Raw genomic sequence first — 14619 nt, 5'->3', positions numbered from 1 at the left:
CCATGCAAGGCGCTCATCTCAGACATCAGCCACCCGCCCCCGGCCGCAAGCCGGTGCCGCGGGGTGCCAGCCGAATGGTGGCCAAAGAGCCGATGTCCGCGCGCCTGCCAAAAGCCAACTTCGGCTTTTTGAAAGGTCTGTTCTGGCCGGTGCTGCTGGTGGCTCTGGGGTTCGGCACTTACGAAGGCGCACAGCGTCTGCTGCCGTACGCCGACCGGCCAATCACCAAGATCGCGGTGCAGGGCGACCTGAGTTACATCAGTCAGCAAGCGGTGCAGCAGCGGATCGCCCCGTATGTGGCGTCGAGCTTCTTCACCATCGACCTGGCGAGCATGCGCACGGAGCTTGAGCAGATGCCGTGGATCGCCCACGCCGAAGTACGTCGAGTGTGGCCGGACCAGGTGGTGATCCGCCTCGAAGAGCAACTGCCGGTGGCCCGTTGGGGCGACGAGTCGTTGCTCAACAACCAGGGCCAGGCGTTCACGCCCAAGGAACTGGCGAACTACGAACACCTGCCGCAGCTGTTCGGTCCACAGCGGGCCCAGCAGCAAGTGATGCAGCAATACCAGGTGCTGAGCCAGATGCTCCGGCCATTGGGCTTCTCGATTGCGCGGCTCGAGCTGCGTGAACGTGGCAGCTGGTTCCTGACCACCGGTGCCGGCAGTTCCGGCCCCGGGATCGAGCTGCTGCTGGGACGCGGCAACCTGGTGGAAAAGATGCGCCGCTTCATTGCCATCTATGACAAGACGCTCAAAGAACAGATTACGAACATTGCGCGCATCGATCTGCGCTACGCCAACGGCCTCGCTGTTGGCTGGCGGGAACCAGTAGCGCCGACGACAGCCCAACCCGCTGTCGCAAAGAATTAAGAAGAGGCAGGACCCATGGCAAACGTGCAAAGCGGCAAAATGATCGTCGGTCTCGATATCGGCACCTCCAAGGTGGTGGCGCTGGTCGGCGAGGTTGCGGACGACGGCTCGCTGGAAATCGTCGGGATCGGCACTCATCCGTCCCGCGGCCTGAAGAAAGGCGTGGTGGTCAACATCGAGTCCACCGTGCAGTCGATCCAGCGCGCGATCGAAGAAGCCCAACTGATGGCGGGCTGCCGCATTCACTCGGCGTTCGTCGGCGTGGCGGGCAATCACATTCGCAGCCTGAACTCCCACGGCATCGTGGCGATTCGTGATCGCGAAGTCAGCTCGGCTGACCTGGAGCGCGTACTCGACGCCGCCCAGGCGGTGGCGATCCCGGCCGACCAGCGTGTGCTGCACACCCTGCCGCAGGATTACGTGATCGATAACCAGGAAGGCGTGCGCGAGCCGCTGGGCATGTCCGGCGTGCGTCTGGAAGCCAAGGTTCACGTGGTCACCTGCGCCGTCAACGCCGCACAGAACATTGAGAAATGCGTGCGTCGCTGCGGTCTGGAAATCGACGACATCATTCTCGAGCAACTGGCCTCGGCCTACTCGGTCCTGACCGACGACGAAAAAGAGCTGGGCGTGTGCCTGGTCGACATCGGCGGCGGCACCACCGACATCGCGATCTTTACCGAAGGCGCGATCCGCCATACGGCGGTGATCCCGATTGCGGGAGACCAGGTGACCAACGATATCGCCATGGCGTTGCGCACCCCGACCCAGTACGCCGAAGAGATCAAGATCCGCTACGCCTGCGCCCTGGCCAAACTGGCCGGTGCCGGCGAGACCATCAAAGTGCCGAGCGTCGGCGACCGTCCGCCGCGCGAACTGTCCCGTCAGGCCCTGGCCGAAGTGGTCGAGCCGCGTTACGACGAACTCTTCACCCTGATCCAGGCCGAGCTGCGTCGCAGCGGCTATGAAGACCTGATCCCGGCCGGCATCGTGCTGACCGGTGGTACCTCGAAGATGGAAGGCGCCACGGAACTGGCGGAAGAAATCTTCCACATGCCGGTCCGCCTGGGCGTGCCGCACGGCGTGAAAGGTCTGGATGACGTGGTACGCAACCCGATTTATTCCACTGGCGTTGGCTTGTTGATGTACGGCCTGCAAAAGCAGTCCGACGGGATCTCGTTCTCGGGCATCGGCAGCCGCGACAGCTACAGCAACGATGAGCCGCAGGCGCCGTTGCTGGACCGTTTGAAGAAGTGGGTTCAAGGCAACTTCTAATGCTTTACCGCAGCACCGCAACAAACAGCAGTAGGCGAAAAAACTAGAGAATGTAAGGAGAGGGAAAATGTTCGAACTCGTAGACAACATCCCCGCAAGCCCGGTAATCAAAGTTATCGGTGTTGGCGGTGGCGGCGGCAACGCTGTCAATCACATGGTCAAGAGCAACATCGAAGGCGTGGAATTCATCTGCGCCAACACCGATGCTCAAGCGCTGAAAAACATCGGCGCGCGCACCATTCTGCAACTGGGCACCGGCGTGACCAAAGGCCTGGGCGCCGGCGCCAACCCGGAAGTCGGCCGTCAGGCTGCGCTGGAAGATCGCGAGCGCATCGCTGAAGTGCTGGCCGGCACCAACATGGTGTTCATCACCACCGGCATGGGCGGCGGTACCGGTACCGGTGCGGCGCCGATCATCGCCGAAGTGGCCAAGGAAATGGGCATCCTGACCGTTGCGGTCGTGACTCGTCCGTTCCCGTTCGAAGGCCGCAAGCGTATGCAGATCGCCGACGAAGGCATCCGCATGCTCTCGGAAAGCGTCGACTCGCTGATCACCATTCCGAACGAAAAACTGCTGACCATCCTCGGCAAGGACGCAAGCCTGCTGTCGGCTTTCGCCAAGGCTGACGATGTACTGGCCGGTGCCGTTCGCGGTATCTCCGACATCATCAAGCGTCCGGGCATGATCAACGTCGACTTCGCCGACGTACGTACCGTGATGAGCGAAATGGGCATGGCGATGATGGGCACTGGCTGCGCCAGCGGTCCGAACCGTGCACGTGAAGCCACTGAAGCGGCCATCCGCAACCCGCTGCTGGAAGACGTGAACCTGCAAGGCGCACGCGGCATCCTGGTGAACATCACTGCCGGTCCTGACCTGTCCCTGGGTGAGTACTCCGATGTGGGTTCGATCATCGAAGCCTTCGCTTCCGAGCACGCGATGGTCAAGGTCGGTACCGTTATCGATCCGGACATGCGCGACGAACTGCACGTGACCGTGGTTGCCACCGGTCTGGGCGCGAAAATCGAGAAGCCTGTGAAGGTCATCGACAACACCGTTCACACCTCGATGGCCGCTGCTCAGGTACAGCAACCGGCACCCGCTCGTCAGGAGCAGCCAGCGGTGAATTACCGTGACCTGGACCGTCCGACCGTCATGCGCAACCAGGCTCAGGCCGGTGCTGCAACTGCCGCGAAGATGAATCCGCAAGATGACCTGGACTACCTGGACATCCCGGCTTTCCTGCGTCGTCAGGCCGATTGATGAAATGTATCAGGGGTATTCAGGTGATTGGTGTTCAGCAAAGGCTCGGTCTGCTATCATCGCCAGCCTTTGTTGATACCAGTTCGCAATTTGCGCTGAAGCGGCCCATGCCATGATTAAACAACGCACACTGAAAAATATTATCCGTGCCACCGGTGTAGGTCTGCACTCCGGGGAGAAGGTTTACCTGACCCTCAAGCCTGCACCTGTCGACACCGGGATCGTCTTTCGTCGTGCCGATCTCGATCCGGTTGTCGAGATACCGGCTCGCGCGGCCAACGTCGGCGAGACAACCATGTCGACGACGCTGGTCAACGGTGACGTGAAGGTAGACACGGTGGAGCACTTGCTCTCGGCCATGGCTGGCCTGGGCATCGATAACGCCTACGTCGAGCTCTCCGCGTCTGAAGTCCCGATCATGGATGGCAGCGCAGGACCTTTCGTATTCCTGATTCAATCGGCTGGCCTGGAAGAACAGGACGCCGCCAAGAAATTCATCCGCATCCTGCGTGAAGTGACAGTGGAAGACGGCGACAAGCGCGCCACTTTCGTCCCTTTCGAAGGGTTCAAGGTGAGCTTCGAGATCGATTTCGATCACCCGGTTTTCCGGGACCGCACCCAGAGTGCAAGCGTGGATTTTTCCAGCACTTCGTTCGTAAAAGAAGTCAGCCGCGCCCGTACTTTCGGTTTCATGAGTGACATCGAGTACCTGCGCAAGCACAACCTCGCACTCGGCGGTAGCGTGGAAAACGCGATCGTGGTCGATGCCGATGGCGTACTGAACGAAGACGGCCTTCGCTACGAAGACGAATTCGTGAAGCACAAGATCCTCGATGCGATTGGCGACCTGTACCTGCTGGGCAACAGCCTGATTGGTGAGTTCAAGGGCTTCAAGTCCGGCCACGCACTGAACAACCAGCTGCTGCGCAAGTTGATTGAGCAGAAAGATGCCTGGGAAGTCGTGACGTTCGAAGACGCCAGCACTGCACCAATCTCTTACATGCGCCCGGTTGCGGCGGTGTAAGTAAAAAACCTCTCTAGTTTTTTGAAGGCCACCTTTGGGTGGCCTTTTTTTATGCCCGCAGGTTTTGCATTGGCTGTACCGGCCTAATCGCTGGCAAGCCAGCGATTAGGCCAGAAAGGCCAAAACACCCATCAGGCGACGACGACCCGGTTTCGCCCACCTTCCTTGGCCTGATACAACGCCTTGTCTGCCGCGAACAACAGCTGCTCCAGACTGATTTCGCTCGTCGCCGTCCAGGTACTGATACCGACGCTCACGGTCATCGGTGACTGGTCTTGATTCAGGCTTGGCAATTGCTCCACCGCTGTACGAATGTGTTCGGCGATCTGCTGCGCCCCGGCACTGTCGGTTTCCGCGAGGATCACCGAAAACTCCTCACCGCCATACCGAGCCACCAGATCCGCCGGACGCCGCACATTGGCGGTGATCACCCTGGCCAGTTCACGCAACGCCTGATCTCCGGCCTGATGCCCGTGGCGGTCATTGAAGGCCTTGAAGTGGTCGGCGTCGATCATCAGCAATGAAAGCGGCTTGCCCGAGCGCTGGGCGCGGAACCACTCGTGGCGCAGTGACTGATCGAGCATCCGCCGGTTGGCGACCCCGGTCAGGGCATCAGTTGCGGCGAGTTGTGCCAGTTCATGTTCGGCCCGCTGACGCAGGCGCAGCTCCCGGGCCAGCAGCCAGGTCAGCCACAGCAGACCGGCACACAACACGCCGGTAGCGCCGCTGATCAGGATCGCCGTGCGTCGCCACGCGCCGAACACTTCCTCGCTGGACAGGGCAACGATTACCGTCAGCGGCAGATTGCCGACCCGCGAATAGGTGTACAGCCGTTGCTGATAATCCATGCTCGAAATGCTGTTGAAACTGCCATTGCCGTTGTTGTCGCGCAGAATCCGCACCACATTGGGCCGGGCGGCAAAGCTCTTGCCGATCGAGTCGCTCTGCAGATAAGGCTTCTGCGCCAGCAGGATGCCGTCGTTGTTGATGATGTTGAGAGTGCTGTCGATGCCGATGTCGAGGCTGTTGAACAACTGATCGAAGTAATCGAGCTTCATCGACGCCACGGCCACGCCCAGAAACTCACCGGTGTCTGAAGAAATGCGCCGACTGAAACTGATCCGCCACTGGTCCGCGTCATCGCAGTCGCAGCGGGGTTTGAACGGACGGCTGATGAACATGCCGGTGTCGCGGTTGAAGGCGTGGGCGAGGAAGTAGTCACGGTCGGCGAAATTGCCCGGCAGCGGATCGACCCGCGAGGAGTCGGCAATCACCTCGCCATACTTGTCGAGCAACAGGATGTCGCCCTTGAAGCGCGCCGTGGTGGAGCGGTCGAACAACGCCAGATGGCGGATCTGCGGCGACACGTCTTTCAGGTCGTCACGCTGGGCGGCGGCGATCAGCCCTTGCAGCGTCAGGTCATACAGCTCGACGGTGCGCAGTACATCGGCGTCGATCAACTGGGCGATGGTGGTGGCGCCACGGGTGGCCGATTCCTGGGCGTTGGCGCGTTCACGGATCAGCAGGAACGTGACGATGCAGACAATCGCGATCACGCTCAGCAGGCTGCCTGAGATCAGCAGCAGCTCGGAGCGTCCGGTCGTGCCGGGAACGGTAGGGGTGCGGCTCGCGATCATGGTCCGGTTTTCGGTTGGGGGTTCTTCTAAGCGTAGTTGTACCCGCTCGCTGCCACAGGCAAGAAAAAGGCCAGCGCGTCAGGCTGGCCTTTTATCGCAGTGCCGATCTTAGAAGACGTTGATCGGGTAGTCGATGATCACACGGTATTCATCGGTGTCCGTATCGATTGCGCCGTAACCGTTGCCGCCGCGGTTGGTCGCCCATTGCAGGCATACCGCCAGGTCTTTGGCCTGACCGCTCTGCACCACGTATTTGAGGTCGATGTCGCGCTCCCAGTGTTTGGCGTTGCGACCCTCGGCGCTGTACCACGAGGCGTAACCCTTGCTGTCCGGATCGACTTTGGTCAGGTCCAGCGTGCCGCGCGAATAGGACAGTGCCGAGGTCAGCCCCGGCAGACCGACGCCGGCGAAGTCGTAGGCGTACTTGAGTTTCCACGAGCGCTCGTTCGGGCCGTTGAAGTCCGAGTACTGCTGCGAGTTGTCGAGGTAGACGCTGTCGCCCTGGCTGATGTAATCGAACGGCGTGTTGCCGTTGACCCGCTGATACGCGGCGGTAACGCTGTGGCTGCCGATGCCCACGGTCAAATGCAGGCTGTAGGTGTTGTTGTCGATGTTGCCCAGCAGCGCGTCGCCGGTGTCCTGGGTGTGATAGAAGTGCAGGCCCGGGTTGAGGGTCACCCGGTCATTCAGTGCCCAGGTGTAGTCGAGGTCGTAGTAGTACTGGTTCCAGATGTCCTTCAACTCGGAGGCATACAGGCTGCTGGTCAGGCCTTCGACACCGCTCCAGGCCACGCCGGCCCAGTTCAGGTGCTGGCTCTTGTCGCCGTCGGCGAGGGTGCCATAAGAGGTGCCGATGCGTTTGTGCCCGCTCTGGTTGTAGGGTTTGGTGAAACTGGCCTGACCACCTTCGATCATCCAGCCGTCGAAGCTGTGGTTGGTCAGGCTGAGGCCGCGAAAGGTCTGCGGCAGCATGCGCGTCTCGCCACCGGCGATCACCGGGTTGGCAAGGAACAGGTCGCCGGCCTTCAACTCGGTATCGAACGCCCGCATTTTCAGGGTGGCGCCCGCCGTGGAGAACGACCCCGGCGCTTTGCCGCTGCCGTCACTGACCGGCAGGATGCTGGAGTTGTCTGTTCCGCCACCACCGTCGAGTTTCAGGCCGAGCATGGCGTGGGCATCGAGGCCGAAGCCGACCGTGCCTTCGGTGTAGCCCGACTCGAATTTGCCGAGAAACCCCTGGCCCCACTCGATGTTGTCGTCCGTCTGCTGCAGACGGTTGCGGTTCATGTAGTAGTTGCGGGCATTGAGGTTCAGGCTCGAGCCTTCTACGAAACCTTGCTGCTCGGCTTCGGCAGCGTGGGCGGCGGGGGCAATCGTTGCGGCAATTGCAATGAACAGCGGGGTGAAGCGAACTGGGTAACGCACGTGCGGTAAAGCTCCTTGGGTCAACTGACACTTCAATGTCTTGAGGTGCGGGATATTCCAGTTGTTAAAGACGTACCAGACAGCTTTCAGACCACAACGAAAAAAGGCCGCTGAAAATCAGCGGCCTGCAAGGACGACGGTTGAACGGGAAGAGCCAAACAACCGCGTCGAGGGAAACGTTGCGCAGTGCGCGACTCAGCTGTCTTTCTCGGAGGCTTGAGCCTGAGAATTTAAGGCCTGCGGGGCTTGCGTAGCGTCCTGAGCCTTGGCCATCACTTCTGCCTGATGCTGTTCGAATGCGTGAGCGCGAGCGGCGTTTTGCGCTACAAACGTCTGAGATTCTTCAGCCATCGCCATCGGCGACAGGATCAATGAGGACAAAACGAAAGCGCTGGCAATACCCATACTGTTGGACATCTTGAAAACCTTCTTGCTTGGCAAGTGCTGTTTGGTGCGGGCAAAGATAAGGTTGCCGGGCGTTGGGAAACAGCGTGATTTTCATAAATGACTGTTACAGCAAAAGCAAAAGTCACCCCCTCATCGGAACGCCGCCCGCCCAACCCTCTCCCCCAAGGGGGCGAGGGGGAAAGGGAGCCGATTGGGGACTTTTCAGAATCTGAGTTCGACTGGATTTTTCAGGTCGGCGTAACTCGAAAGAACAACTCGGTCAGTCCCCTCTCCCTTGGGGAGAGGGTTAGGGTGAGGGGCTTTTCAGACCGGCAAATAAATCCCGAAAGTGTTCATCCCGCGATCACTGCGCACAAACACATCACCGCCATGCATCAGCGCAATCGCCTTGACGATCGCCAGCCCCAATCCGTGGTTGTTGCCGCTGTTGCTGCGCGACGCATCGACCCGGTAGAAGCGCTCGAACAAGCGCGGCAAATGCTCGCTGGCAATCGGTGAGCCGGGGTTGGCCACGCCGATGCTGACCTGATGTTCCTCGACCGTGATCTGCACCTCGATCACCTGTCCCGGCGCGGTGTGTTGCACTGCGTTGCTCAACAGATTGATCAAGGCCCGGCGCAGATGAGCAATCTCGATCTGCACCTGCGCATCGCCGCTTACCCGAACCTGGACCTGCGCATCCTCAAGGATGAAATCGAGGTATTCGAGAGTGGTCGCCACTTCATCGGCCAACGAAGTCGACGTCAGTTTGGTGGCCTTACTGCCCTGATCGGCGCTGGCCAGGAACAGCATGTCGTTGATGATCGAACGCAGGCGTTCCAGTTCTTCGAGGTTGGATTGCAGCACTTCGAAATAATGCTCGGCCGAGCGCCCGCGAGTCAGGGCGACCTGGGTCTGGCCGATCAGGTTGGTCAGCGGCGAGCGCAGTTCATGGGCGACGTCGGCGTTGAAGGATTCGAGCCGCGAATAGGCTTGCTCAACCCGCTCCAGCGTCGAGTTGAACGAGTCGACGAACTGCTCCAGTTCCGGCGGCAACGGCGACAGTCGCAGACGCCCGGCCCGCAACGGCGGTGCCAGCCGCTGGGCTTCGTGGGACAGTTTGATCAGCGGTTTGAGGCCGATTCGCGCCACCCAGTAACCCAACGCCGAGGCCAGTAGCACGCCGATCACCGCCAGACTCACCAGCGCGATCAGCAACTGATGCTGGGTCTGGTGAAAGGTCTCGGTGTCGATGCCGATCATGAAGCGCAGCGGCGGGCGTTGATCCTTGGCCGGCAGTTCGGTGAGCAGCACTTTCAGCGGATAGGGATGGTCGGGCAGTTGCAGGTCGCGCATGCCCAGCGGGCCTTGGGCAAACGCGCGGATCGAGACATCGGGCTCGCCGAATTCATAGCCCGGATTGCCGCTGACCACCCAGAACCGGATGCGCTTGTCTTCTTCGCCGAGCAGCTTGAGCTTGGTGTTGATCTTCACCCAGTGCTCGGGGGTGCCATAGCGGTTGAGCGCCGATTCGAGCACGCTGTAACGTGCATCCAGTTCCGCTTCCGGCAGCAGGCCCAGGCCTTTGTCCACTTGTTGATACAGCGCGCCGCCGATCAACAGGAACACCAGCAGCGCCACCAGCGTGAACATCCCGCTCAAGCGCAGCGCGATAGAGTTACTGGACACCACGGCTCTCCAGCACATAACCCATGCCCCGGATGGTGTGCAGCAGTTTCTCGTCGAACGGCCCGTCGAGCTTGGCGCGCAGGCGCTTGATCGCGACTTCGACCACGTTGGCGTCGCTGTCGAAATTGATGTCCCAGACCATTTCCGCAATCGCGGTCTTCGAGAGGATTTCGCCCTGACGCCGGGCCAGCACGCTGAGCAGGGAAAACTCCTTCGCCGTCAGATCCAGCCGCGTCCCGGCGCGGGTGGCCTTTCGGCTGATCAGATCGATCCACAGGTCGGCGATGCTCACTTGCACCGGTTCATGGCCGCCACTGCGCCGGGTCAGCGCTTGCAGGCGCGCCACCAGTTCGAGGAAGGAGAACGGTTTGCCGAGGTAATCGTCGGCGCCATCGCGCAGGCCGCGGATTCGGTCTTCGACCCGCTCGCGGGCGGTGAGCATGATCACCGGCGTCTGCTTGCGCGCACGCAATGCGCGCAGTACGCCGAAGCCGTCGAGGCCCGGCAGCATCACGTCGAGGACGATCACCGCGTAGTCGCTTTCCAGCGCCAGATGCAGGCCCTCGACGCCGTCGCGGGCCCGATCCACGGTGTAGCCCTGTTCCGTCAGGCCGCGGTGCAGGTAGTCCGCGGTTTTCTCTTCGTCTTCGATAATCAGAACGCGCATGACCCGCCTCAGTCTGTCGTTGCCAGCGCCGCGACGGGCGCAGGTTTGGGCTTGTGGAACAGCCGCTCGAGCCACAAGTATATGACCGGCGTGGTGAACAGCGTCAGCATCTGGCTGACCAGCAGGCCGCCCACCACAGCAATCCCCAGCGGCTGGCGCAGTTCCGCGCCGGTGCCGTAGCCGAGCATCAGTGGCAGGGCGCCGAGCAGGGCGGCGAGGGTGGTCATGATGATTGGCCGGAACCGCGTGATACATGCCTCGAAAATCGCATCCTGCGGCGACAAGCCGCGATGACGCTGCGCTTCCAGGGCGAAGTCGATCATCAGGATGCCGTTCTTCTTCACGATACCGATCAGCAGCACCAACCCGATCAACGCCATGATCGAAAAGTCCTGCCCGCAGATCCACAGCATGATCACCGCACCCAGCCCCGCCGCCGGCAAGGTCGAAATGATCGTCAGCGGATGGACGAAGCTCTCGTAGAGCACGCCAAGGATGATGTACACCGCCACCAGCGCCGCGAGAATCAGCCACGGCTGACTTTTCAGCGAACTCTGGAACGCCTGGGCCGCACCCTGGAAGTTGCCGCTGATCGCGGTCGGCATGCCGATCTCGGCCTTGGCCTGATTGAGCAAAATCACCGCGTCGCCCAATGCCACGCCGGGCGCCAGGTTGAAGGACAGGTTGGCGGCCGGGAACATGCCGTCGTGGGCAATCGACAGTGGGCCGATGGTCGGCGCGTCGAATCGGGCCAGCGCCGACAGCGGCACCATCTCTCCGCTCAGCGGTGAGCGCAGGTAGAAATAGTTGAGGCTTTCGGCCTTGCCGCGCTGTCTGGTGTCCAGTTCCAGGATCACGTTGTACTGGTTGACCTGGGTCTGGAACTCGTTGATCTGCCGCTGACCGAAGGCGTCGTACAGCGCCTCGTCGACATCACTCGCCGTCAGGCCAAAGCGCGCGGCGGCGCTGCGGTCGATGCTGATGTGGGTGATGCTGCCGCCCAATTGCAAGTCGTTGGAAATGTCACGGAACGCCGGAATGCTGCGCAGTTTCTCGGTGAGTTTCTGGGTCCAGGTGGCGAGGGTCGGCCCGTCGTTGCTCTTGAGCACGTATTGATACTGCGCACGGCTCGGGCCGGAGCTGAGGTTGATGTCCTGGCCGGCGCGCAGGTAAAGCACGATGCCGGGGACTTTCATCAGTTGCGGACGAATGCGATCGATGAACTGGCTGGCCGAAACATCGCGGTCACCGCGTTTTTTCAGGGCGATCCAGAAGCGGCCGTTGGCGATGGTCTGGTTGCTGCCGGACACGCCCACCGAGTGGGAGAACGCCTGCACGGCCGGGTCGGCGGCGACGATTTCGGCCATCGCCAGGTGTTTTTTCACCATGTCGCTGTAGGAAATATCGGCGGCGGCTTCGGTGGTGCCGAGGACGAAACCGGTGTCCTGCACCGGGAAGAAACCCTTGGGGATAAACACGTAGCCGCCAATCGCCAGTGCGACGGAAATGCCGAACACGCCGATCATCAATTTCTGGTGAGCGAGGGCGCGGCGCAGGCCTTTTTCGTACCAGCCGAGCAGGCGTTCGCTGAAGCCCGGTTTGTCATGGGCGTGATGCACCGGTTTGCGCATGAACAGTGCCGCCAGCGTCGGCGCCAACGTCAGGGATACCACCACGGAAATCATGATGGTCGAGGTGGCCGTCAGGGCGAATTCCTTGAACAAGCGCCCGACCACGCCGCCCATGAACAGCAGCGGAATGAACGCCGCCACCAGCGAGAAACTGATCGAGACCACGGTGAAACCGATCTCGCCGGCGCCCTTGATCGCGGCGTCGCGCATGCTGTCGCCGGCCTCCAGATGACGGTGGATGTTTTCCACCACCACGATGGCATCGTCGACCACGAAGCCCACCGCCACCACGATGGCCACGAGGGTCAGGTTGTTCAGGCTGAAACCGAGCAAATACATCAAGGCGAAACTGGCCGTCAGCGACACGCCGAGCACCGCCGAGACAATCATCGTCGCCGACAACTGGCGCAGGAACAGCGCCATGACCGCCACCACCAGCAGGATCGCGATCAGCAGGGTGATTTCCACCTCATGCAGCGAGGCGCGGATGGTCTGGGTGCGGTCGATCAGGGTTTTGACCTGCACCGAGGCCGGCAGCATGGCTTCGAGGCCGGGCAGGGCGGCTTGAATCCGGTCGACGGTTTCGACGATGTTGGCGCCGGGCTGGCGCGAGATCACCAGATTGACCCCCGGTCGATCGCCGGCCCAGGCCTGCACGTAGGCATCTTCCGAACCGTTGACGACTTTGGCGACATCCTTGAGGTGAACCGGGGCGCCGTCCTTGTAGGAAACGATGAGCTGGCTGTATTCCTCGGGGTGGAACAACTGGTCGTTGGTCGACAACGTGGAAATGCTCGAGTCGCCGTACAAGGCGCCCTTGGCGAGGTTGAGGCTGGTCTGCTGGATCGCCACACGAATGTCGGCGAGGGTCAGGCCGATGGCCGCCAGTTTGTCGGCCGAGGCCTGTACGCGGATTGCCGGACGTTGCTGACCGGTGATGTTGATCTGGCCTACACCGTCGATCTGACTGATCTGACGCGCAAGCAGGGTTTCCACCAGGTCGCTGAGTTCAGTGCCGGGCATTTGCGTGGAGCTGACGCTGAGGATCAGCACCGGGCTGTCGGCCGGGTTGACCTTCTTCCAGGTCGGCAGGGTCGGCATGTCTTTCGGCAGTTTGCCGGCGGCGGTGTTGATCGCGGCCTGCACTTCCTGGGCGGCGGTGTCGATGCTCTTGTCGAGGGTGAATTGCAGGGTCAGCAACGTGGAGCCCAGCGCACTGCTGGAGGTCATCTGGGTCATGCCGGGGATGGCGCTGAATTGCACCTCCAGCGGCGTGGCCACGGACGAAGCCATGGTGTCGGGGCTGGCGCCGGGCAGTTGGGCGGAGACCTGGATCGTCGGAAATTCCGCTTCCGGCAGCGGGGCAATCGGCAGGCGCGGGAAGGCAATCAACCCGACCAGTACCAGCGCGATGGTCAGCAGAATCGTCGCCACCGGGTGATCGATGCACCAGGTCGAAACGCCTTTGTGCTGCTTCATGGCTTGGGCTCCGCTTGCACCACCTGCGGCGGTTCGCTCATGACCTGCACGGTCGAGCCGGGCTTGAGCCGCGACTGGCCATCACTGACCAGCACGTCGCCGGGCTTCACGCCCTTGATGATGTCCTGGCCGCTGCCCTGGTAAACCATTTGCACCTGTACCGCTTCAACCTTGTCACCGTTGACCCGGTACACGAAGTGCTGATCGAGGCCGCGTTGTACGACGGTGGGCGGGACCACCAGTGCATCTTTATCCAGCGCTGTCTGAATCTTTACCGTCACCAGCAGGCCCGGCCAGAGTTTCTGGTTGGGGTTGTCGAACTCGGCCTTGGCGCGGATGGTGCCGGTGTTGGCGTTGATCTGGTTGTCGATCAGGGTCAGGTGACCTTCGCCGAGCAGGTTGCCGGTTTCGCCGTCGGTGTCGGCGCCGATGTAAGCCTTGACCTGCGCGCGCTGCGGATCGCTGATCAGGCCTTGCAGGGTCGGCAGCATTTGCTGGGGCAGGGAGAACTCAACGGCGATCGGGTCGATCTGGGTCACGGTGAACAGACCCTGGGTGTCGGTCATGCGCAGGAAGTTGCCTTCGTCGACCGTGCGAATCCCGACGCGGCCGGTGACCGGGGAGCGAATCTGGGTGTAGGAAAGTTGTACCTGTGCCGCGTCAATCGAGGCCTGGTTGCCTTGGGCGGTGGCCTTTAGCTGGTTGACCAGTGCCTGTTGCTGGTCGTAGGTCTGCTTGGAGACGCCGTCGTCGACGCTGAGCAGTTTGTAGCGTTTGAGGTTGACCAAAGCGACTTGCAGTTGCGCCTGGCTTTCGCCCAGTTGCGCCCGGGCCTGGTCGAGGCTGGCGCGGATCGAGCGGTCGTCGATGGTGGCGAGGAGGTCGCCCTGTTTCACCAGTTGACCTTCCTTGACCAACAGCTTGGTGAGGATGCCGTCGATTTGTGGACGTACCACGACGCTGTGCAGCGAGAGGACCGAGCCGATGCCGCTGGTGTAGCGGGGGACGTCTTTTTCGCTGACGGCGACGACCCTGACCGGGATGGCGGTGGGGGCTGCCAGTTTGGCCGGGGCGGGTTTGTATGCGTACCACAGACCTGCGGCTGCGAGGGCGATCAGCAGGGTGGCGAGCAGGGCTTTTTTCTTCTGGATTTGCATGCTTGTGGGGCGCCAGGGGGACGTGGTTTGGGCAGGTTGGTTCTTTATAAACTTGTTTGGGGGTCAGGAGGGTGACGGCTAACTGACGGCGCTGTCAGTTTCGGGCTTTGACTTG

11 protein-coding genes are annotated in these 14619 nt (G+C 61.4%); 4 read left to right on the top strand and 7 right to left on the bottom strand.

Going from position 1 to position 14619, the window contains the following annotated elements; translation table 11 throughout:
• The first annotated feature begins 2 nt into the window (after nt 1-2).
• From PDR5_RS23725 to lpxC, 4 genes are all read left to right on the top strand, one after another.
• The gene (locus PDR5_RS23725; RefSeq protein WP_039766241.1) at nt 3-869 is read left to right on the top strand and encodes a cell division protein FtsQ/DivIB; all 867 of its coding nucleotides are present in this window, start codon (nt 3-5) and stop codon (nt 867-869) included.
• Between the two features lie 15 nt (nt 870-884).
• Nucleotides 885-2144, top strand: coding sequence for a cell division protein FtsA (gene ftsA, locus PDR5_RS23720; RefSeq protein WP_007956755.1), 1260 nt, complete (start codon nt 885-887; stop codon nt 2142-2144).
• Nucleotides 2145-2211: 67 nt separating this feature from the next.
• A complete protein-coding gene (gene ftsZ, locus PDR5_RS23715; protein WP_007956754.1) occupies nt 2212-3408 on the top strand; it encodes a cell division protein FtsZ in 1197 nt (398 codons plus the stop codon).
• 112 nt (nt 3409-3520) lie between these two features.
• Complete coding sequence (gene lpxC / locus PDR5_RS23710) at nt 3521-4432, top strand: UDP-3-O-acyl-N-acetylglucosamine deacetylase (protein WP_007956752.1); 912 nt, start codon at nt 3521-3523, stop codon at nt 4430-4432.
• Between the two features lie 131 nt (nt 4433-4563).
• On the opposite strand, the gene PDR5_RS23705 is transcribed toward lpxC, so the two are convergent.
• The 7 genes from PDR5_RS23705 to PDR5_RS23675 form a co-directional block, all read right to left on the bottom strand.
• On the bottom strand, nt 4564-6069 hold the full coding sequence (locus PDR5_RS23705; protein ID WP_064599294.1) for a sensor domain-containing diguanylate cyclase: 1506 nt from the start codon (nt 6067-6069) through the stop codon (nt 4564-4566).
• A 108-nt stretch (nt 6070-6177) separates the two neighbouring features.
• Nucleotides 6178-7494 carry an OprD family porin gene (locus PDR5_RS23700; protein WP_064599293.1) on the bottom strand — a complete coding sequence of 439 codons (1317 nt, stop codon included), beginning with the start codon at nt 7492-7494 and terminating at the stop codon, nt 6178-6180.
• 195 nt (nt 7495-7689) lie between these two features.
• Nucleotides 7690-7911 (bottom strand): hypothetical protein, encoded by a 222-nt coding sequence (locus tag PDR5_RS23695; protein ID WP_039766234.1) that lies wholly within the window; start codon nt 7909-7911, stop codon nt 7690-7692.
• A gap of 294 nt (nt 7912-8205) precedes the next feature.
• Nucleotides 8206-9570 carry a heavy metal sensor histidine kinase gene (locus PDR5_RS23690; RefSeq protein ID WP_064599291.1) on the bottom strand — a complete coding sequence of 455 codons (1365 nt, stop codon included), beginning with the start codon at nt 9568-9570 and terminating at the stop codon, nt 8206-8208.
• Entirely contained in the window at nt 9560-10237 is a 678-nt protein-coding gene (locus tag PDR5_RS23685) for a heavy metal response regulator transcription factor (protein WP_011335857.1), read from the bottom strand. The genes PDR5_RS23690 and PDR5_RS23685 overlap by 11 nt, the downstream gene beginning before the upstream one ends.
• A gap of 8 nt (nt 10238-10245) precedes the next feature.
• Entirely contained in the window at nt 10246-13347 is a 3102-nt protein-coding gene (locus tag PDR5_RS23680; protein ID WP_064599288.1) for a multidrug efflux RND transporter permease subunit, read from the bottom strand.
• Entirely contained in the window at nt 13344-14504 is a 1161-nt protein-coding gene (locus PDR5_RS23675) for an efflux RND transporter periplasmic adaptor subunit (RefSeq protein WP_064599286.1), read from the bottom strand. The genes PDR5_RS23680 and PDR5_RS23675 overlap by 4 nt, the downstream gene beginning before the upstream one ends.
• Nucleotides 14505-14619: the final 115 nt, after the last annotated feature.

Origin of the sequence: Pseudomonas sp. DR 5-09 (genome assembly GCF_001655595.1) — a bacterium.
Classification (GTDB): domain Bacteria; phylum Pseudomonadota; class Gammaproteobacteria; order Pseudomonadales; family Pseudomonadaceae; genus Aquipseudomonas; species Aquipseudomonas pharyngis.
Note: the sequence above shows the minus strand (reverse complement) of the source record. Positions and strands in the feature narration are given on the sequence as shown.